This window comes from Spirochaeta isovalerica, assembly GCF_014207565.1.
Taxonomy (GTDB): domain Bacteria; phylum Spirochaetota; class Spirochaetia; order DSM-2461; family DSM-2461; genus Spirochaeta_F; species Spirochaeta_F isovalerica.
This window is the reverse complement of sequence record NZ_JACHGJ010000008.1, coordinates 42,801-63,119: the sequence shown is the minus strand read 5'-3', so window position 1 is coordinate 63,119 and position 20,319 is coordinate 42,801. Positions and strand designations below refer to the sequence as shown.

General features: G+C 48.1%; 17 protein-coding genes. 12 read left to right on the top strand and 5 right to left on the bottom strand.

Annotated features, from left to right (window positions below):
• Both HNR50_RS17330 and HNR50_RS17325 read left to right on the top strand, forming a co-directional pair.
• A complete protein-coding gene (locus HNR50_RS17330) occupies nucleotides 1-309 on the top strand; it encodes a hypothetical protein (RefSeq protein ID WP_184748059.1) in 309 nt (102 codons plus the stop codon).
• Nucleotides 310-448: 139 nt separating this feature from the next.
• Nucleotides 449-1,288, top strand: coding sequence for a hypothetical protein (locus HNR50_RS17325; RefSeq protein WP_184748058.1), 840 nt, complete (start codon nucleotides 449-451; stop codon nucleotides 1,286-1,288).
• Here HNR50_RS17325 and HNR50_RS17320 read toward each other — a convergent pair.
• Entirely contained in the window at nucleotides 1,280-2,005 is a 726-nt protein-coding gene (locus HNR50_RS17320) for a hypothetical protein (RefSeq protein WP_184748057.1), read from the bottom strand. The genes HNR50_RS17325 and HNR50_RS17320 overlap by 9 nt on opposite strands.
• 30 nt (nucleotides 2,006-2,035) lie before the next feature.
• Nucleotides 2,036-2,986 carry a sigma-70 family RNA polymerase sigma factor gene (locus HNR50_RS17315; RefSeq protein WP_184748056.1) on the bottom strand — a complete coding sequence of 317 codons (951 nt, stop codon included), beginning with the start codon at nucleotides 2,984-2,986 and terminating at the stop codon, nucleotides 2,036-2,038.
• A 174-nt stretch (nucleotides 2,987-3,160) separates the two neighbouring features.
• Here HNR50_RS17315 and HNR50_RS17310 point away from each other — a divergent pair, with 174 nt between their 5' ends.
• The 6 genes from HNR50_RS17310 (at nucleotide 3,161) to HNR50_RS17285 (ending at nucleotide 11,150) form a co-directional block, all read left to right on the top strand.
• Nucleotides 3,161-5,671: a PAS domain-containing protein gene (locus HNR50_RS17310; RefSeq protein WP_184748055.1), complete on the top strand. Its 2,511-nt coding sequence runs from the start codon at nucleotides 3,161-3,163 to the stop codon at nucleotides 5,669-5,671.
• A gap of 127 nt (nucleotides 5,672-5,798) precedes the next feature.
• Nucleotides 5,799-6,173 (top strand): response regulator, encoded by a 375-nt coding sequence (locus HNR50_RS17305; protein ID WP_184748054.1) that lies wholly within the window; start codon nucleotides 5,799-5,801, stop codon nucleotides 6,171-6,173.
• 8 nt (nucleotides 6,174-6,181) lie between these two features.
• Nucleotides 6,182-7,585, top strand: coding sequence for a sigma-54-dependent transcriptional regulator (locus tag HNR50_RS17300; protein ID WP_184748053.1), 1,404 nt, complete (start codon nucleotides 6,182-6,184; stop codon nucleotides 7,583-7,585).
• 341 nt (nucleotides 7,586-7,926) lie between these two features.
• Nucleotides 7,927-8,349: a YkvA family protein gene (locus tag HNR50_RS17295; RefSeq protein ID WP_184748052.1), complete on the top strand. Its 423-nt coding sequence runs from the start codon at nucleotides 7,927-7,929 to the stop codon at nucleotides 8,347-8,349.
• A 135-nt stretch (nucleotides 8,350-8,484) separates the two neighbouring features.
• Nucleotides 8,485-10,569 carry a methyl-accepting chemotaxis protein gene (locus tag HNR50_RS17290; RefSeq protein WP_184748051.1) on the top strand — a complete coding sequence of 695 codons (2,085 nt, stop codon included), beginning with the start codon at nucleotides 8,485-8,487 and terminating at the stop codon, nucleotides 10,567-10,569.
• Nucleotides 10,570-10,583: 14 nt separating this feature from the next.
• Nucleotides 10,584-11,150 carry a chemotaxis protein CheW gene (locus HNR50_RS17285; protein ID WP_184748050.1) on the top strand — a complete coding sequence of 189 codons (567 nt, stop codon included), beginning with the start codon at nucleotides 10,584-10,586 and terminating at the stop codon, nucleotides 11,148-11,150.
• Nucleotides 11,151-11,201: 51 nt separating this feature from the next.
• Here HNR50_RS17285 and HNR50_RS17280 read toward each other — a convergent pair whose 3' ends face one another.
• The 3 genes from HNR50_RS17280 to HNR50_RS17270 form a co-directional block, all read right to left on the bottom strand.
• The gene (locus HNR50_RS17280) at nucleotides 11,202-12,632 is read right to left on the bottom strand and encodes a carbon starvation CstA family protein (RefSeq protein ID WP_184748049.1); all 1,431 of its coding nucleotides are present in this window, start codon (nucleotides 12,630-12,632) and stop codon (nucleotides 11,202-11,204) included.
• 111 nt (nucleotides 12,633-12,743) lie between these two features.
• Nucleotides 12,744-13,520, bottom strand: coding sequence for a LytR/AlgR family response regulator transcription factor (locus HNR50_RS17275; protein ID WP_184748048.1), 777 nt, complete (start codon nucleotides 13,518-13,520; stop codon nucleotides 12,744-12,746).
• On the bottom strand, nucleotides 13,496-15,169 hold the full coding sequence (locus tag HNR50_RS17270; RefSeq protein WP_184748047.1) for a sensor histidine kinase: 1,674 nt from the start codon (nucleotides 15,167-15,169) through the stop codon (nucleotides 13,496-13,498). Before HNR50_RS17270 ends, HNR50_RS17275 begins: the two co-directional genes overlap by 25 nt.
• 62 nt (nucleotides 15,170-15,231) lie before the next feature.
• Between HNR50_RS17270 and HNR50_RS17265 the strand changes: the two genes are divergently transcribed.
• Genes HNR50_RS17265 through HNR50_RS17250 form a run of 4 tightly spaced genes read left to right on the top strand, consistent with a single transcriptional unit; the run spans nucleotide 15,232 to nucleotide 20,193 of the window.
• The gene (locus tag HNR50_RS17265; protein ID WP_184748046.1) at nucleotides 15,232-16,200 is read left to right on the top strand and encodes a substrate-binding domain-containing protein; all 969 of its coding nucleotides are present in this window, start codon (nucleotides 15,232-15,234) and stop codon (nucleotides 16,198-16,200) included.
• Nucleotides 16,197-17,693: a histidine kinase gene (locus HNR50_RS22785; protein WP_184748045.1), complete on the top strand. Its 1,497-nt coding sequence runs from the start codon at nucleotides 16,197-16,199 to the stop codon at nucleotides 17,691-17,693. Before HNR50_RS17265 ends, HNR50_RS22785 begins: the two co-directional genes overlap by 4 nt.
• Nucleotides 17,678-19,171 carry a response regulator transcription factor gene (locus HNR50_RS17255; RefSeq protein WP_184748044.1) on the top strand — a complete coding sequence of 498 codons (1,494 nt, stop codon included), beginning with the start codon at nucleotides 17,678-17,680 and terminating at the stop codon, nucleotides 19,169-19,171. The genes HNR50_RS22785 and HNR50_RS17255 overlap by 16 nt, the downstream gene beginning before the upstream one ends.
• Nucleotides 19,168-20,193 (top strand): substrate-binding domain-containing protein, encoded by a 1,026-nt coding sequence (locus tag HNR50_RS17250; protein WP_184748043.1) that lies wholly within the window; start codon nucleotides 19,168-19,170, stop codon nucleotides 20,191-20,193. Before HNR50_RS17255 ends, HNR50_RS17250 begins: the two co-directional genes overlap by 4 nt.
• Nucleotides 20,194-20,319 lie beyond the last annotated feature (126 nt).

Sequence of the window (20,319 nt, the reverse complement as noted above, 5' to 3'; positions counted from 1 at the left end):
ATGAAAAAATCTCATATCTTTTTGATTGCCGCCGCCGTCGCAGCGGCATCAATACTTGTTTCCTGTGCGCCCGGTCCCAATGGAATGGTCGGTTCCGCCGATGGTTCCGGTGAACTGGCTGGATTCTGGATGGGCCTCTGGCATGGCTGCATATCCTTTATCACCTTCATTATTTCCCTGTTCAACGACAAGGTGAATGTCTATGAGGTTCACAATAAAGGCAATCTCTACAATCTCGGATTTATACTGGGAATCATGATCGCCTATGGCGGAAGCGGCGGCGGAGCGGCTAAAAAAAGGAGGAAATAGACCAAACGGCCTATTTCCCCGATCCGGTAAATAGGATAGGGTTATATTATCTAAAATTATGCTCTTCCGCATCCGATAATGAAGTTGTACTTCATAGGAAGAAGCAGAATTAAAAAAGTTTATATTAAGAGAAAGTAAAATGCGTAACCAATTGAGAAAGATTCTGGAGAATTCTTCCATTCCCCTGGAGGAACTGGCTCTGGACGTTTTCAGGGAGACCATTCACGAACTCGGCAATGTTAAGCATTCGGTCGCTCTATCCAAACTGGACAAAGCTCAGATTCTCACAGGCCATGTTAACGACAGGCAGCTTGAGAAACTCTACAGCCGCATGGCTGACATTCACGATAGCGGGATCTTCCACGGCAAGGCCTATAATCTGACAGGCTTTGCCCGCGTCAGCCGCAAAAGACTGAGAGAAAGGCAGCCTGCCAGCCCTGTATCAATTTATCTGAAACTCGATATAGTCTCGAGTACCGACAAGCTGGCTCAATACGGCGAACCTTTCGAAGAGCAGGTCCGGATCATTCTGGAAGAGGCCAAAGTCCTGTTCGGAACTGTTTCCGGTCAACTCCTGGCACAGGAGGGTGATGCTCTCTATTTCAGCTTTCCGGGAGAACCTGACGAGGGAAGCTGTGATCTTTTCGACGGAACGCTCAGTTTCATTTCCTGGCTTGAGGAGTACAATCTCTTCCACAATTCGCTGGGAGACCCTGCAGCGGTCAAACTGGTGGGATTGAGCATTCCGGCACACAAAGACGACAGGGACAAACAGACCATTACCGACAGGCTTACTGAATTTGAGAAGAAGTTCGGCCGCGGAGACTCTCTTGTTATTGATGAGAACATATGGAAACACGTTCCGGTTAATGTGAATAATCTCGTGAGAAAATTCTATATTTCCGATGGAATGTTTTATGGCATGTACAAGCGCTTCGCCTTTTCCGGCAGCTTTGTCCGGGAATCCATTTTATGTTAAGAGGTTGAAGGAGTAGGAGTAAAGATCTCCTTCTTCTTTTGTCTCTTTCAAATTGTTTCTCAGATTATCGGGCAGCAATGCCAGAACCTCTGAGGAGATATACAATCTTTCTTTTTTCAGTGAATCCGCCAGTTTGTATATATTGCTGCACGCGGGAATCAGTCTTTCGCTGCTGTCGCCGCTTTTGTAAAGAAGCTTCCGGGCCGTAAGGTAATATCTTAACTCCACATCACGCTTGTCCTTCTCTCTAATATTGTCCATCTGTTTATTGAGAAAAATGCGGAATGTGCTTTTTATGGCGTTGAGATTGTCTTTGCGGACCGGCGTTATATAAATTCTTTTCCTGGAATGATCGTTGCCGCAGAAAAGCTTCCAGACGGCTTCTTCACCGAGCTCGGAACTGCAAATGTAATCTTCTATGCGCTCGCGCCACAATTCTTCCAGACTGTGATCCCATTCGTAATCCATATCCACATAGAGAATGAAAAAAAGATGTTCTTCATTTTCTCCAATGAGGCTCCAGTCTTTTTCATGCAGCTCTGCTGAAGAAGGGGAGGAAAAGAAACTGTCGGCTTGTTTATCGAGAGATATATCTTCGGAGCGGACCAGCAGCCGGATATCAAGCCATCGGGCCATATCCTTCAATTTCTGCTGAATCTGCTCCGTTTCTTCTTCTGTATTGTTACCGTCGATGATGAGTAGAGCTTTTTTCTTCATACTCATCAAATATTACTGGATTAAACAGTTTTAAGCAAAAAAACTGCCGATTCTTTCGGAATTTTTTAACTTATTTATCGTTTTGACCTGAATCTGGCGGACTCTTTCTCTTGTAATACCCAGTTCCTTGCCTGCTGTATCCAGAGTGTGGGGCTCCTGTCCTCTCAGGCCGAAGCGCATTTCGATAATGCGCCGTTCTCTTTCGGGCAGAGACGCCAGTTCTCTGTTGAGGGTTTCACACATTTCCTTGCGGAAAAAATCGTCGACAAAACCGCTTGAGTAATCATCGATAAGGAAATCCAGCAGGTCCGATTTGTGGTCGCTTTCCAGAACGCTGTCCAATGATGTTATATCGTTCATGCAGGTGAAGAGCTCGCAGACTTTTTCTTCGGGAATATCCATAAAAAGGGACAGTTCGGCCATAGTGGGTTCCCGTCCGAAATCCTGAGTGAGATGATCGAAAACGCTTTTAAAATGCTTGATCTTATTATTCATGTATACGGGAAGACGGATAGAACGGACCTTTTCGCTCAGAGCTTTGGTTATTTCCTGTTTGATCCACCATGTGGCGTAAGTGGAGAAGCGGAATCCCTTTGTATAGTCAAAGCGGTCCAGAGCCAGAATCAATCCTATATTGCCTTCGTTAATCAGATCCGGGAGAGACATCCCTTTGTGCTGATATTTTTTGGCTATGGAAACGACGAGCCTCAGGTTGGAATTCACCATATGGTCTTTAAGCTCTTTAATTCTGGCATGACAGGACTCTTTCCTTCCCGATAGATATGTCTGACTGACATCGGCACTCTTTTCCGCTTCGGCGAGCTCCGCAAGAGTATTCTTCAGGCTTACCAGTTCAGCAAAGAGCTCCTGTTCGTCATTAAAGGTCAGTAATTGAAAACGGGATATCTGGTTCAGATAAGTTTTTAAAGGATCATTGGCTTTTTCTGCGACAGCATACATGACTTTCACTCCTGTGTTCATAGTTGCGCAATATTATATGCAAGCGCTGTGCCATGTTCTCTCAGTGCGCTTTTTCCCCTTGAGAAACTTTTCGGCTGTACAAAAACAGCAACTGCTTTTGCCATACTGCAACTTTTGTTTCTCTATTGGTAAAAAAAGACTGGCTCTCTGGAATTTTCAGGATATGATATATATATGTCCTTTCTCACCGATTTCATCAGACTCGCAGCACTGGTTATATCTCTTTCATTCATTTACGGGATTCATCAGCGGCATCTCAGCCGGTATTCGCACCGGATAAAGGAACTTTTTACGGGGATTCTCTTCTCGCTGATCGCAATCGCCTCCATGCTCTCTCCCATAGTGATGCTTCCCGGAATTATTATCGATGCCAGGATTATCACCATTGTTTATGCGGCGGTATTCGGGGGAATCCCCGCTTCATTGATTGTAACGGCGAGCTGTCTGCTCACGAGGATTCTTCTCGGAGGTGAGGGGATTTTTGCCGGGGCGGCTTCCATTGTCATGGCTTTTCTTCTGGGCATTTTGATCAGGAACATTTATCTCAGAAGAAAAAAGAAGAAAAAACCGCATTTTTTTGTTCTTTTCGCAGCAGCCGGATTGTTTTCCACACATATATATCTGATCTCAATGATTTTTCTGCCCGGCGAGCTCATCCTTTCCGATCTGATAAAAAGCGCATCTGTTCCTCTGACTCTGATATTTACCGTAATCGGCTGGTTTGCCGGTGTTCTCATTCTCCGGGAGGAGGACCGCTATCAGATCGAGCAAAAGCTTAAACAGGAGAATGAACGGAAAACCAAAGCTCTGGCGGTGGCGAACGACGGCTATTTCGAGTGGGATTACAAATCGGGTAAGTTCTATCTGGATTCCAATTACTACCGCATGATCGGATACGAACCGGGAGAATTTGAAGGGTCCGTAGAGGAATGGAGGAGCCGGATCCATCAGGATGATCTTCCTGTTGTCGACAGGGGGCTTCTGGATTTTTCTTCAGGGCTTGATCAGGAATTCGACATGATATACCGGTTCAGGAAAAAGGACGGTTCATGGCTGTGGATCCATGCCAGAGCTGTCGTAACCGGGAGGGATGACAGAGGAGATGTTCTGCGGGTTCTCGGCACGCATTCCGATATAAGCGCTTATAAAGACGCCCAGCATGAACTGAAGCAGTTTCTCTCAGCGATCGAGCACGCGGCGGAAGCCATACTGATTTCCGATTCCGAAGGCATGATCGAATATGTGAATCCCGCTTTTTGCGTCATGACCGGCTATTCCAGAGAGGAAGTGATCGGAAGGAAAACGAATCTGCTGAAAAGCGGAGAGCAGGACAATGAATTTTACCGCGATCTGTGGGATGTCATAAAAGGCGGTCAGAGCTGGTCGGGACAGATGAAAAACAGACGCAAAGACGGTTCTCTCTATACGGAGGAGAGTGTCATATCCCCTGTCATCAGTGAAGATAACAGCAGCATTATCAATTTTGTTTCCATTAAAAAAGACATCTCCGGTGATCTCGATCTGCAGGAACAGATCGAACAGAGTCGGAAAATGCAGGCAATCGGTCAACTCGCCGGGGGAGTCGCCCACGATTTCAACAACATGCTGACGGGAATTATGACGGCTTCCATGATGCTGCGAAAAAAAATACCCGGGGATGACCTGGCTGAACGTTATCTTTCCATTATTGATGAAGCTGTACAGAGATCGGCGGAACTGACCCGCAACCTCCTGTCTTTTTCCCGAAAGCAACCCCAGCTTCTCAATATCATTTCGCTTCATGATTCCATCAGGAGAACGGAAAAGCTTTTGAGAAGCACTCTGGACAAAAGCATCCAGCTGAATATTGATTTGTGCGATGGAGAAGATGCCATTGTCGGTGATACGTCCCGTATTGAAAACGCCGTGCTGAACCTCTGCATCAACGCCTCCCATGCGATTGATTCCGATTCGGGTGTGATAACCGTAAAAACGGAAGTTGTGACTTTCGATAAAAAGCGCTGTGAAAAGGATCCGTTCGACCTGGAACCGGGGGATTATATTCATCTTTCGGTCCGCGACAACGGTTCGGGGATCGATCAGGATCATCTGGGGAAAATATTTGAACCTTTTTTTACGACGAAACAGAAGACAAAGGGGACGGGACTGGGGCTGACAGCTGTTTATACTATGGTTCAGCAGCATAAAGGTTCGATTTCAGTCGAGAGCGCACCGGGAAAGGGGACGGTCTTTCATCTCTATTTCTACCTGGTCGGTAAGAAAGCCGAGAGCCATTTTGTCCCCGACACCTACCTCAGTTCCAGGGGAGAGGGGACGATTCTGCTCGTCGATGATGAGGAACTCATCCGCAAACCCGTAATGGATATGCTTACGGACGCAGGCTTTCATGTTTATGTCGCACAGGACGGCAGGGAAGCTCTCGATGTCTTTTCTGAACACAGCCGGACCATAGATCTCGTCATTCTCGATGTTGTTATGCCCGGGATGGACGGATTGAACTGCCTTATCGGTCTCAGAAAGATTAAGCCCGCCATTCCCGTTATCGTGGAAACGGGGTTTACAGCAGAGGAGAAAATAAACAGAATGAGAGAGATCGGCATCCAGGGCTTCATTCGCAAACCGGCTGGAGAAAAGGAAATTCGGCAGGTTATAGACGATGTTCTGAGTGCAACAATAGATGCTTAAAGGCAATAATTGTTGCTGGTTTTTCCCGGTACGGCCCAGGAAAACACCATGAGCGAACAGATCGATCCGGCATGATAATTGCAATGTAATCAGTGATTCCGGACACTTCCGGTTGCGCAGGTTCATTATGTCTCATGTTGGTAAAAGTAAGATTCTTTTTGTAGATGATGAAGAGGTTATCTGCTCCATGGCAGCTGAATTTCTGGAGATGCAGGGATTTATTGTCGATACTTATGAAGACAGCAGAGAAGCTTTCGATGCCTTCTGTCGGGATCCCGATGATTTTGATATCGTCATAACCGATCAGGTTATGCCGAAAATGACCGGAATTGAGTTATTGAAGAATATTATCGGAATCAGAAGTGCCATTCCCCGCATTCTCTGCACCGGATTCAGTGAAGAGCTGAACCATAAAGATGAAAAAGAGGTGGGAATCGACGCTTTTTTTATGAAACCCTATCGTTTTGACGACTTGATAGGACAGATTAAAAAGCTCGTTTAAATGATCTAATGAGTGACAGCAATCAGACCATTATTGTAATTGATGATGATAAGCCGATCCTTGTCAATCTGGAGATGGTTCTCCAGTCCGATGGTTTCAACTCGGTTGAGACATTTTCCTCAGGCATAGAGGGGCTTGAATACATTCAGTCAGGCAAAGGGGATGTCGTCCTTCTCGATTTGAACCTTCCCGAAATATCCGGTCTCGAAATTCTGAAAACAATTAAAAAAGAGAGACCACTTCTTCCTGTTATCATTATAACCGGTCAGAACGATGTGGCTACAGCCGTTGAAATAATGAAAAACGGAGCATTCGACTATCTGGCCAAACCGAATGATATCGGCCGCGTTACCGTTTCAGTTCAAAACGCCTTGAGAATGGGAGAGCTTCGCTCCTCCTTTACCCTGCTGAAAAGGCAGTTTTTTAAAGATGATCTCGACCGTCCCGAAGCTTTTGCTTCCATCATTACGGAAAATCCCGCCATGTACAGGATTTTTCATTATATGGAAGCCATCCGCCATACGTCACAGCCTGTGCTCATCACAGGGGAAACAGGGGTAGGAAAGGAACTTTTCGCCAGAGCTTTTCACACACTGTGCGGCTGCGAAGGTGAGTTCATCCCTCTCGATGTGTCATTTCACGACAATATAATGCTGACTGACGCTCTCTTCGGACATGTGAAGGGAGCCTATACCGGCGCTGAAGATACCAGGGGCGGTCTTGTCAAAGCCGCAAAAGGCGGCACCCTTCTTCTCGATGAAATAGGGGATCTCAGTCTGGAAGCTCAGAGCGTGCTTCTCCGTTTTATTCAGGAAAGGGAATTCCGCCAGGGGGGAGACGACAGGCTCCAGTACAGCGATGCCCGGATAATTCTGGCGACCAACCGCGACCTTCAGGCCATGGTTTACGAAGGGAAATTCCGAAAGGATCTCTATTACAGGCTTGAAACTCACAATATTAACATTCCGCCGCTGAGAAAGCGGTACGGCGATATTGTTCTCCTAACGGAGCACTTCGTAGCCCTCAGCTGCGAGGATCTCTCCATTCCCGTTCCGGTAATTTCCCCGGGCTTTATCAAAGTTCTGGAGAGTTACAGCTTTCCCGGAAATGTGCGGGAACTGCAGAACATTATTCAGCATGCCGTAACCATGTCTGCCGGTGAACTGTCGGCGGAAAGCCTGGCCGATAAAATCGATCAGATCCCCGGAGAGAAAGCGCCCGGCGGAGACGGGAAGTCCATTTTATTCGGAGGCAGGGACTTTCCGACGCTCAAGGAAGCAGAGAACCTGCTGGTTGATGAAGCTCTGAAAAAAGCGGACTATCACCAGGGGAAAGCGGCGGAACTGTTGGGGATCAGCCGGCAGGCCCTTAATAAAAGGCTCCGGCAGAGAAGCGAAGCCCTTTCAGAGTGATGTGGTCCGGTAGCTTTTGCCGGGACGTATGACCTTTTCCACTTTCTCATGCATACCGAATCTAGATATCCTATATCTTCTCCTACGGTCATTCCCGGAATGACTTCTGCATTGTCCGGCGCCTTGGATATGTTGGCCAGAGCCCGCTCCTCAGCCCAGTCTGTCAGCTTCTCTTCAACATCGGTTCCCAGAAAAACCGGTTCGATCTTCTGGATCAGGGCATTGATGACATAGCGTTTTTCGTTGTTCCAGACGACAGCACGATGAAAGAGAGAGAATAAGCGAATCCTTTTTTCTAATTGTTTTTCCCGTTATACTGTAAAAAAATAATGAGGTATTCTATGAGCGATAATTATGATTCCGATGAAAAAATAGAAGATATCCATAAAGGATTCAAAGCGGCGAAAAGCGAAGCGGAAGAAATTCTTGGTGATAAAAAAGAGACGGAGAAAATTCTCAATAAGTCCATGAGCGCGGCATTCAAGCTGAGAAGCGGACCTTTAGCCCAGGTCTGGGAAGACCTTCAGCTCCTTTTCGCGCTAATGAAGGATTACACTTCGGGACGCTACCGGGAGATCCCTGTGGGATCGATTGTCGTCATCCTCGGAGCCCTGATCTATCTTGTCAATCCCATTGATCTCATACCCGATATCATTCCCGTCCTGGGTAATGTTGACGATGTCTTAATAATCGGCCTGGTTCTGAGCCAGGTTCACGCTGATCTCCAGTCTTATAAAGAATGGTGCAAAAAGAACGATCTGTAATTCTCTTCCGGTATTTCATTCCCTGAATTCGCAAATCAGGTTTTTAAATCTTATAATTAGACTCAGAAACAAAATAATCGTCGGAGGCTGGAATGAAAAAGTATGCACGGCTCATTTCGGGAATGAGAGGTCTGTATGTTTAAAAATTTGAAACTCGGTTTAAAAATGGCTTTGGGGTTCGGTATGGTAATTATGCTCGTCGCAGTGGTCGGGCTGTTGGCCATTTTCAATATGCGGCAGATCCAGACGGCTTCAACCCGTCTCGAACAAGAATATGTTCCTCAAGTCGCTATTGCCAATAATGTCGAGCGCTATTCTCTGCTGACAATGTACGGCATCCGCGGGTATTCTCTCACTTTCGAAGAATCCTATCTGAAAGAGGGAGAGGACAATTATGCCCAGGTCATGAAATATATCGGTGATGCGGAAAAACACGCCGAAACCTATGAAAACCTGACAGTGCTGAAAAGCGGGACAGCTACGGCCAAAGAGGAAGCTGAAACTTACGGGAAACTGGTTGAAGAGACTAAGACCCATGTGGACGAAATACTGTCTTACCGCACACAGGCGGATAGCAGCGCCGCACTTTTCCTGCAAAACTGTAATGCCTATCTGAATGATCAGCAAACCAAGCTGATAGAAATGTTCGATGAAGATGAAAGCCCCGCTGCACTGAAAAACAGGCTTAATAAAATAGTCGAGTTGAACAGAGTTCTGGATCTGGGGAATGCCCTTCGCGTGGCAAACTTCAAAGGACAGTTGTTCAATGATTCGGCGCTGATGACCGAGGCTATAAAAAACTTTGGCGAGGTGTTCACTATTGTCGAAAATATCCTTGCAGAAACAACTGGAGATGCGAATATCCGGCAGTTGAACAATATATCCTCTTCAGCGCGCCAGTACATGAATGTCATGAACGGTATCATGGGGGGGTACAGCGATCTTGCTGAATTGAATGCTCAGAGAAACCAGTCGGCCGACCAGGTTCTGGAAGCTTCGAAAAATGTGGCTATTCAGGGGATTTCCACCACTGAGGAGATAACGGCTCAAGCAGTCACCGATATTTCAAGATCGGTTCTGATTGTTATTATAGGGCTTATCGTTGCTCTCGTCATAGCCGTAATCGTAGCCTTTTTCCTGACCAATATTATTACCACGGCACTGAAGAAAGGTGTTGTCTTCGCCGTTGAGCTGTCCAAAGGTATACTGACCGCCCAGCTCGACGTGGTTCAGAAGGATGAACTGGGTGAATTGGCCCAGGCTCTGCGGAACATGCGCGATAAACTGACGGAAATCGTTTCCCAGGTCGCATCGGGAGCCGAGCAGATTGCTTCGGCCAGCGAGCAGCTGGCTTCGGGGAACCAGGATCTGTCGACCCGTACGGAACAGCAGGCCACGGCTCTGGAGGAAACCTCATCCGCCATTGAAGAAATGAATTCTTCAATTCGTTCCAATGCTGACAATACCGGATCGGCCGATCAGCTGTCCCGGGACGCCCTGGAGAAATCGGGCGAAGGAACCGCAGCTGTCAATACCATGGTTACGTCCATGAATGAAATCAGCGTGTTCAGTACGCGGATTGCCGATATCATTGAAGTTATCAACAACATTGCCTTCCAGACCAACCTGCTGGCTCTTAACGCTTCCATCGAGGCCGCCAGAGCGGGCGAGCAGGGGAAAGGATTCGCCGTTGTCGCCGTAGAGGTGCGAAAGCTTGCCAAGCGGTCCGATAAAGCTGCGGCGGAAATTGCGGAAATCATTAAGACAAGCAATAAAAAGGTTGATGAAGGCGTTGAAATCGCCAACAAAGCGGGAGAAACGCTCAATGAGATCAATGCGGCGGTAAAGAAGGTCACCGCTCTGGTCGGAGAGATTTCCGCTTCATCCCAGGAGCAGTTGTCCAGCGTTGATCAGATTGATAAGACATTATCCAGTCTCGATGAAAATACTCAGAAGAATGCCGCTCTGGTCGAAGAAGCCGCTTCCTCAACGGAAGAACTGTCTTCCCAGGCTCAGGAACTCAATACGGTTATGCAGTTCTTTAAACTGAACAGGAAAAATACCTACAAAGCTATTGAGAACAGGAAAAAGCTTCAGTCAACAGGAGTTGCGCTCGTTGAGGAAAAATCCGGAGCAGATAAAGAAAACAGGGCATCTGGCGATTCCGCCTATGAGACGTTCAGTTCTCTTGCCGACGAATCAGATTTTTCCGAATTCTAAGGAGGTTTGGCATCATGAGTGAAAATTACGATAATAAGACGCGGGACGGGGCAATAGAGACCGGCAAAGCAGATGATGAAGAGGAGGATCTTCTCGTCTCCCAATTGAACATGGATATTTCCAACCAGTTTGTTGTGTTTTCCGTAGCTGATGAAGAATACGGAGTTCCCATACTGGCCGTTCAGGAGATCATCTCTCTGCCCAATCTCACTCGAATCCCCGGTGTGCCAAAGTACATCCCCGGAATTATAAATCTGAGAGGGAATATTATTCCCCTCTATGAATTGCGAATTAAATTCAAGTTGGAGAAAGAGGAACTGGACTCCAATACTATAGTCATCATTGCCGAGACGGGAGATGAAAACAGCAGCCGGACTGTAGGATTCATTGTCGATTCCGTTTCTGATGTCCTGAGCATCACTCCGGAAAATCTAAGCGAGAAGCCGGAATTTTCCAAAAATGTCGATGCCCGGTTTATCGAGAAGATCGGAAAGGTCGGAAACAGGATGATCATTATCATCAATCTGACGGATTTCTTTTCCGAAAGCGAGCAATCTGTTCTGGATAATGTTATTCAGTAAAAAAAAAGAGGCTGCCCATGAAAAGGGCAGCCTCCGGTGAAAGTTTCTATATCAGGCTTCCTGCAATGCGGGAGCCTGTTTTTTTACGACCTTGAGAAGGAAGAGAACAAACAGCCCCGCGGCAACCACGATTCCCACAGGGTAGGAAATGGATGTGGAAAGTTTGAGTCCTTCAGGTGCCTGAAGTATGTAAGTTGTTACAACAGCCGTCATGAAAACCGAAGGCACCGTTGCTATCCAGTGGAATTTCCCTTTCTTCACAAGGTAAACCGCCGCTGTCCAGAGAACGATCGTAGCCAGAGTCTGGTTTGACCATGCGAAGTATCTCCAGATGATAGAGAAATCGATGAAGTTCAGTGCGAAACCGATCGCGAAGATGGGAAGAGCGACGAGAAGTCTGCTTTTGATTCCTTCCTGTTTCATGCCCAGCGCGTCGGCAATTGTCAGTCTGACGGAACGGAAAGCCGTATCTCCCGAAGTGATAGGGGCGGCGATTACACCGAGAATAGCCAGCATTCCGCCCACTGTTCCGAGCATACCGATTGATATTTTGTTGACCACGAGACCCGCGCCGCCGGCAGCAACAGTTTCCGCCAGGCCGGCAATTCCGCCGTTGAAGAATGTCATGGCTGCAGCAGCCCAGATAAGAGCGACAATACCTTCTCCGACCATGGCTCCGTAGAAAACTCTTCTTCCGTATTTTTCATTGGGAAGGCATCTGGCCATAAGCGGGGACTGGGTGGAGTGGAATCCGGAAATGGCGCCGCAGGCGATTGTGATAAAAAGCATGGGCCAGAGGGGAAGACCCTTGGGATGCATATTTGTCAGCTCGATTTCAGGGATGGGCATTTTTCCGAAAATAAGGGCGCCGCCGACTCCGACGGCCATAATCAGGAGCACCAGACCGAAAAGAGGATAGATTTTCCCGATAAGCTTATCTACGGGAAGGATGGTGGCTACGAAGTAATATACCAGAATCAGTCCGAGCCAGAACCATTTGTTGGCGAAAATACCTGTAAGTCCCAGGTTTGCCAGCAGTCCCGCAGGACCTGCCATAAATACTGTACCGACCAGGACCAGTAGGATTACGGAGAAAACCCGCATTACCATTCTCATCTTTTCACCGAGATATATGCCGACGATTTCCGGTACGCTTTTTCCGTCGTGGCGGATACTGAGCATTCCTGAGAAGTAATCGTGGACACCTCCGGCAAAGATTGTACCGAATACGATCCAGAGAAACGCCGCAGGTCCGTAGAGAGCTCCCATTATGGCACCGAAGATCGGCCCCAGGCCGGCGATATTGAGAAACTGAATCAGAAAAATTTTATACCACTTGAGGGGGACATAGTCGATTCCGTCGTTGAGAGTGATGGCGGGAGTTTCCCGTTTTTCATCACTGCCGAAAATCTTGTCCACAACTTTACCGTAAGTGAAATAACCTACGATGAGAACGGCGAGGGCCGTTAGAAAACTTACCATGAATTTTCCTCCGAAATTTGTTTTGTTTCAGAGGGAGGATGCCACGATGGCGGTCTTTGCTGTTGCTGGCCTGCACCATTGGTAAGAAGAGGCGCATGAACGGTAGATCTATCAGATCCCCATCAGTTCTTTGAATTCATCCTTGCGGCTGCGGCTTACGGGAACCGGTGTCCCGGATCCTTTCATTTTAAGCCGGTAGCTGCTGTTTACCCATAGATCGATCGATTCCACAGATTCGGGACGGATTATAAAGGAACGGTGACAGCTGAAAAACTCCGGAGGCCGCAATTTCTCTTCGGCCTGATGAAAAGTGAGATTGGTCCGGAATTCCCCTTCATCGGTAACGACTATGACAAAACGGCCCCTTGCTTCGGCAAAATGGATGGAACTGATTTTCAGAGGGATGATTTTATCTCCCTGATAAACCGATAGGAAACGGACGGGCTGTTTATCTTTATCCAGATAGTTATCGAGAAAGGCTTTCAAGGCATGGCGGCTTTCGTCCTGACGGTCCGGAAGGCTGCCTTTTACTTTTTCCAGAGCTGTATCCAGTTTGCTCTGGCGGATCGGCTTGAGAAGATAGTCTACGGCGTTGACTTCGAACGCTTCCAGAGCGAACTGACTATAGGCTGTCGTGAAAATGATCCGGGTGGGTATGTTATGGCGTATAACCTCTCTGGCTGCTTCCATTCCCGTCATACCGGGCATTTCGATATCGAGCAGAGCCAGATCCGGCTTCTCTCTGCGGATCAGTTTTAGTGCTTCTCCTCCATCCCCCGCCGTTCCGACAATTTCGACCGAACCGTTTTTCTGAAGGAGATGGACCATCTCTTCGCGGGCCGGTATTTCGTCTTCGGCGACGATCACTCTGATGGTATGGTCATCCATAAGGTCGTACCTTTTCCTTTTCGGCTGTTAATATTCAAGCCGTATGAAGGGCCGTAGGCATTGATGAGCCTCCGATGAACATTGATAAGCCCTACGGAGCTTCCCTTGCCGTCAAGAAGACCGGCGGCTTTCTCTTTGTCCATCCCCGCGCCGTTATCTTCGATCCGGATCACTACGCCTTCTTTTTTCTCTTCCAGTTCAATGGATATTCTGCCGCCTTCCACTTTTCCGGAGATTCCGTGCTTGACGGCGTTCTCCACAAGCGGCTGGAGGATGAGCGGAGGAACCGATACGGCCGGGGGAGTTTCGGCGGGAAAAATCACTTCCAGCCTGTCATCAAAGCGGGCCTGTTCTATTTCGAGATAAGTCCGGATATGTTCCAGTTCCCGGCTCAGGGGGATAAAGGCGTCCGGTTCATGGAGCCGGTAGCGGTAGTAATCGCTGAGATCGAGAAGCAGCTCCCGGGCTTTTTCCGGCTTGGTCCGGACGAAGGAGGTTACCGTATTGATGGCATTGAAGAGAAAGTGGGGGTTAATCTGGGACTGGAGCGCTTTCAGTTCCGCCCGGTTGAGAAGCCGGGACTGTTCCTCGAGCCGGCTGATCTCCAGCTGTAGAGAGAAGAGGGACGCCAGTCCGACAGCCACTTCCACATCGACTCTGGTTATGGCGTATTCCCGGCTCCGGTAGAGTTTCAACGCTCCCTTTACTTCATCTCCCGATTTGAGGGGTACAATGACGGCGGATTTGAGAGGACAGTCGGGATCGGAGCAGTCTATTTCCTCTTTGATTCTGGCTATATGGTACCGCCCTTCGGTTATAACCCTTTTTGTCAGTGAGGTCCTGAGCGACCTTCCCGGTTTGTGGTGATCTTTCCCCATCCCCTCATGAACCAGGCAGGCATCGGTGCCCGTAATGGATACGGCAGCCAGGTTCAGTTGTTTCAGAATGATATAAGCTGCTTCCCGTGCCGTTTCCTCATTGAGTCCCTGACGGAAAAAGGGGAGGGTCTTTTCGGCGATTTTCAACACTTTCTGGGAGTGACGCGCGGCGATCTGTTCCCTTTCCCTGAAAAGGGAATCGGCGATGGCGATAAACATGCCGATGGCAATACCGTTTCCGATAATCATGGGGACGCCGATCAGGCGGACCAGTTCGACCGCTTCATTAAAGGGACGGGCTGTGAGCAGAATGATGATCATCTGCAGAACTTCCGCACCGGCTCCGAAGAGACTGGCGAAAAGCCATTTATTGCGGCTCTTCTGAAAGGATTTCCATAGCAGCGAAGCGATAAGCCCTTCGGCTATGGTGGAAATCATGCAGGAAATGGCGGTAAACCCGCCTAAATCGATAAGCCACCGGTGCATTCCCGCGATAATTCCGGCGCTGATTCCCACGACAGGTCCCCCGAGAAGTCCCCCGACGAAAACTCCGACGACCCGGGTATTGGCCAGCGCACCACGGACGGGTATTCCCGTATAGGTGCCGATAATTGCGATTCCCGCGAAAAATAATATGATGATGAGCCGGTCGGTAAATGACATGCGGGATTTGGAGAAAATCTTCCCGAATATCTTAACTTTGGAGAAGACGAAACTGAAAAAAGCAATCATCCCCCCCTGGCTGATCAGGCTAATTAAGAGATTAAACATAGGCTTATGATAGCACAGAAATGATTCTTTACAATTCCCCCTAATGCTTTTAAGATTGTGAAGTGAATCGATTCTTCAAATACGCTCCCAACATTTTTGCCGCTCTCATTCTGGGATTTATGGTGCTGTCGGTTCTTGAACTCGTGCAGAGTCCCTTTCTCATTTTTGAGAAAAATACGCCGCAGCCACTGAAGACCTACCACTATGCTTTCTTTCTTCCTTCCCAGAATTATTCCTTTTTCCGCAAACTGAGAGAGGGAGCCCTCAATGCCTCGCAGACCATGGATTGCGCCATCACCTTTTACGAGCTGGACAACGATCCTCTCAGTCTGGACATGGTCGTCAATTCGGGCTATGACGGTATCGGAATTTATCCCTATGTCAAGGATGACAGGACCCTGGCCGCTCTGGCGCGGATTTCCGAAGCCGGTATCCCCGTCGTTCAGATCGAAAATGAAATTCTCCGGGACGAAACGACTTTTTTCATCGGAACAAATAACTTCGAGACAGGAAAAGCCGTGGGCAAACTGGCCATGAAAGCCGGTAACGGAAAATTGAATATGGCCCTGGTATACAGTGAAAAAAACCCCGGGCTCATGACCGACAGCAATCTTATCGAGATGGGGCTCAATTCCACAATGGGGAGCCGCCTCGGAAATCTGCATACGAGGCTGACGAGCCTCAATCCCCTTGATGCCGAAGGGCTGACCTATGATCTGATCCGCGGCTGGGAGGATCTGGATATCATCATACTGACAGATCCCAACGATACGCTCGTCGCCGTACAGGCCATAATCGACCTCAACATGGTCGGTTCCGTCCAGGTCATCGGATTCGGAGAAGATGAGCGGATCCAGGAATATATAAATAAAGGTCTGATGCTGGGAACCATTGTCAGAAATCCCTTCCGCATCGGCTTCAGCGCCGTAATGGCTCTCCAGGAAATCAGCACCAACGGATACACATCGGCTTACGTCGATACGGGAATCAGCGTTCTGCTCGGAAAGTTGCCCGGAGGAGAAAACAAGTGATCCGCTTTCGCATAAGCAATTCCCTCAGGGCCAAACTCCTTTACTATTTCCTGCTGTCCATGGTCTTTACCATTCTTTCCTTCGGTATGATTTTCGCCGCATCCCTCGCTGTTCAGGATATAGCCGACCAACGCTTCGCCGATGAACAGTATCTTCACGAGCTGCAGGGGCTCCTCGATGAAATTCAGGAACCTCTGGAAACCTATCTGGCCATCTATTCCTCCTCTTCGCTGGCCACGCTTCTCTATACAACGGAAACTCTCAAAGATGCTTTGCCCCAATCCCGGCCGGTGAGCCGGGACGAGCTGGAGTTGCTGAAAAAAGAGATCTATTTTCTTATCGATTCCTATCTTCTCCAGGTCAATCAGATCATCGAGCTGAAAAGGGGCCGCAAAGTCCAGGCTTACACCGATGCCTTCGAGGAGATGTCGGTCCTTTATAATTACATTACAGCGCGTATCAATGAAGTCAGTCTGAAAGGTTTCCGCCGGCAGCTGGGAGAATACAGGAATTTCCTCGATCTCTTCCGGACCGTGCAGATGTACAGCCTCATACTCATTCTGCTGATTATGGCTTTCGCCTATTCCCTGCTGATGAAAAATATCAATACGATCTCAACGCCGGTGCTGCAGCTTTCCATCATGGCGGGTAAAATCTCCGCCGGTGATTTTGACGTTCCCGATGTTAACTTCCATTCGGTTAATGAAATCAATCATGTGGCGGCGGCATTCAACGAAATGAAAAACAGCATAAGCCACTATATTGACGAGCTGAAAAAGCAGAAGGATATCGAACAGGAGATCATGACTGAGCGTGTGAGGAACCTGAAGATGGAGCAACTGCTCAAGCGGATGGAACTCTACACCATGCAGGCGCAGATGAATCCCCATTTTCTTTTCAACACCCTCAACACGGGGGTTCAGCTGGCCATCGTGGAGGAGGCGGAGAAAACGGCGGATTTTATGGAAAACCTTGCGGCGCTTTTCCGTTTCAATATCCGGGAAAAGAAATTTTTCGTCCCGCTCCGCCATGAATATGAAGGGTTGAAATCCTATTTCAATATTCTGAAAATCCGTTTTCCCAATACGCTGAAGCTGGAACTCGATGTGGAGGAGGAGCTTCTCGACCAGTTCAGCTGTCCGGCCATGATGCTCCAGCCCATTGTGGAGAATTCCGTGCTCCACGCTTTTAAAAACAGAGAAGGTCTGGGGTCCATCGTTCTTTCGATCCATTACGAGCTCCCTGTTCTGAAGATTTCCGTCAAGGATGACGGCATCGGAATCCCCGAGAAAACCGTACAGGCGCTGCTGACACCCCACACTCATGATTACCAGCTCAGTTCCAAGGTTATGGGTCTGGAAAACGTTATACAGCGCTGTTATTTTTTCTATCCCGATGAGAAAGATGTAGTTCAGATTATCAGCGGCCCCGAAGAGGGGACGGAAATAATTATAAATATCAATACGGAGGTGGAACCATGTATCGAGTTATGATCGTCGATGACGAAGAACCTGTTCTCGATAGTTTCGCCTTTATATTCAGCAAATATGTTTCCGATTTCACGCTTTGCGGCAAAGCCCGGTCGGGAACGGAAGCGGTGCGGCTTATCAGGGAACTGAATCCCGATCTGGTTTTTATGGACATTCAAATGCCCGGCGTTGACGGAATTGAAGCAATCCGGCAGATTCAACCCCTTTTTCCCCATACGGTATTTATTCTCGCGACAGCATACGAGCGCTTCGATATCGCCCAGAAGGCCATTCATCTGGGGGTTTTCAGCTATCTTGTCAAACCGGTATCTCGGCAGAAAATTCTGGAGGAGCTGAAACAGGTCAAAAAACACCTCGATGAGAGAAAGAAAATCAGCGAGAGCCAGGAGGAAGAGGAGGAATTCCTCGAAAAGCGGAAAGAGGAATTCAAGCGCGATTTTCTCTCCAGCCTTATCTGGAAGAATCCCGATAAAGACAAATGGGAGGAGTTCTGCCGTCTCTTTGATGTTAACAGTGAACGGTCGGCCATTTATCTGGTGGGCGGTATTCCCGGAGCCTCCATGGATCTCCGTCAGGATATTTACAATGAAATAAGCCGGAAAATCCGCTACAAATACAAGTGCCATACAGCTGATCTGGGCGATAAGCTTCTTCTTCTCTTCCCCGAAGAGAGGGAGATGAAAGATCTGGAAAAGAGGTTCCGGGAAATCCTCTCTGCCTATGAATCCTATCATATTATTCTGGGCGCCGGGGATTTCCGCACTTTTAATCAGCTTTCCGATTCATTCGCTCTGGCTTTTGAACCTTTCTCCGATGAAAATGGGGAGAACAACGGCAGAAACCGCGAACAGAAGCGAATTCACAAGGTTTACCGGGAGATTCTGACTGCCGAAAGGGCCATAGGGGAAAATCTATTCAAGGAATACTGGATCGAAGTGTTTAAAAACTACACTTTTGATATAGCGAAAGGAAAAATGGTAGGTCTTTTTACGCTTATCCTTCAGAATATGGATAATCATCTTCTGATCCGGAGCAATTTCAATATCGATCCCGCCGAAGAGATTATACCCCTTGAAAATATGGAAGACTGGAGAAAATGGGCTTCTGTCGCGGCGAAGGAATTATTCGATCTGCTGGATAAGCAGAGGAGCCAGAGTTACCCCAAGCCCTTAAAAAAAGCCCTTTCCTATATCGCGGAAAACTATAGCAGTCAGATCCAGCTGACGGCAGTCGCTGATGAATGTCTGGTTTCCCCCAGTTATCTGAGCCGGCTCTTTTCCGAGCATCTCGACACGAAATTTATCGATTACGTTAACCGTTTCCGCATCAATCAGGCGGTCATTTTACTGCGTGACAGGAAATTATCCATAAAAGAAGCTTCCTATATGGTGGGATATCAGGATCCCAATTACTTCAGCCGTATCTTCAGAAAGATAATGGGAGTTTCGCCTTCAGATCTTGAAAAAAGGGGTTCATTGTGATTATTCAGCGAGTCTTTACAGTTGTTCTTCTCTCTATTTTCCTTCTTCCGTCCTGCAAAGTAAAGAAACCCGATGATGATCAGCCCATCCGAATCGGCTTTTCCGCCGCTTCGGAAACCTTTCTCCTCGAGCGGTGGGACCGGGATATCAAAATATTCATGAATACGGCCAGGGAGCTGGGGGCCGATGTTATCTTCGCCAAATCCCCCGGTAACGCCCTGGACCAGATACCCCAGATACAGTATCTGCTCGGTCAGGATATTGATGTCCTTGTGGTTATCCCCCAGGACAAGGCTCTGCTGAGCGGAGTTATTCAGAAAACTCTGGACAGGGGGATCCCTGTTCTCGCTTACGACCGGCCGATAATGGATGTCCCCATAACCGGGTATGTCTCTTTCGACAATAACGAAGTCGGGAGGCTTCTGGCCTCTTCTCTGGTTTCCAGAGTTCCTGAGGGAAACTATCTGATCGTCAATGGTTCCATTCACGACAACAACAGTTATCAGGTGAATAACGGCGTTCATGAGATCCTCGATCCGCTGGTTCTCAAAGGAGATATCAGAATCGCCCGGGAAATCTGGCTCGAGCAATGGAGTTATGATGAGGCTCTTGTGGAGATCGGTAAGTTTCTGGATCAGACTGAAGATGTTCAGGCGGTCTCTGCCGCCAATGATCTCATCGCCCAGGCAGCTGTCCGCCTTCTCCTCGAACGGCAGCTCGCCGGTAAAGTTCAGGTCGTCGGGCAGGATGCCGATCTGGTTTCCTGTCAGAGTATTGTTGAAGGCAAGCAGCTTATGACCGTTTACAAACCGATTCAGAATCTGGCCGCCCGGGCGGCGAAACTGGCTGTCGCTATGGCGGAAAGAAATATGCCCGAACCGGATCGTTTTATCGATAATAACAGTTCGAAGGAAATTCCCTATTTTGTGGAGAAGCCGATCCCTGTTTTCAAGGATGATATGGATTCCACAGTAATCGCCGACGGCTTCCATTCCCGCGAAGACGTCTATAGAACCCCTTAGCACATACTTGTTGTCAAAAATGTCCTTATTATCTCGAACACACTGGAGCGATATGTCAAAAATGAACTGTTTTTGACAGAAGAATCCTATATCACGCATTCAAATTTCAGGGATACAATAAATCAA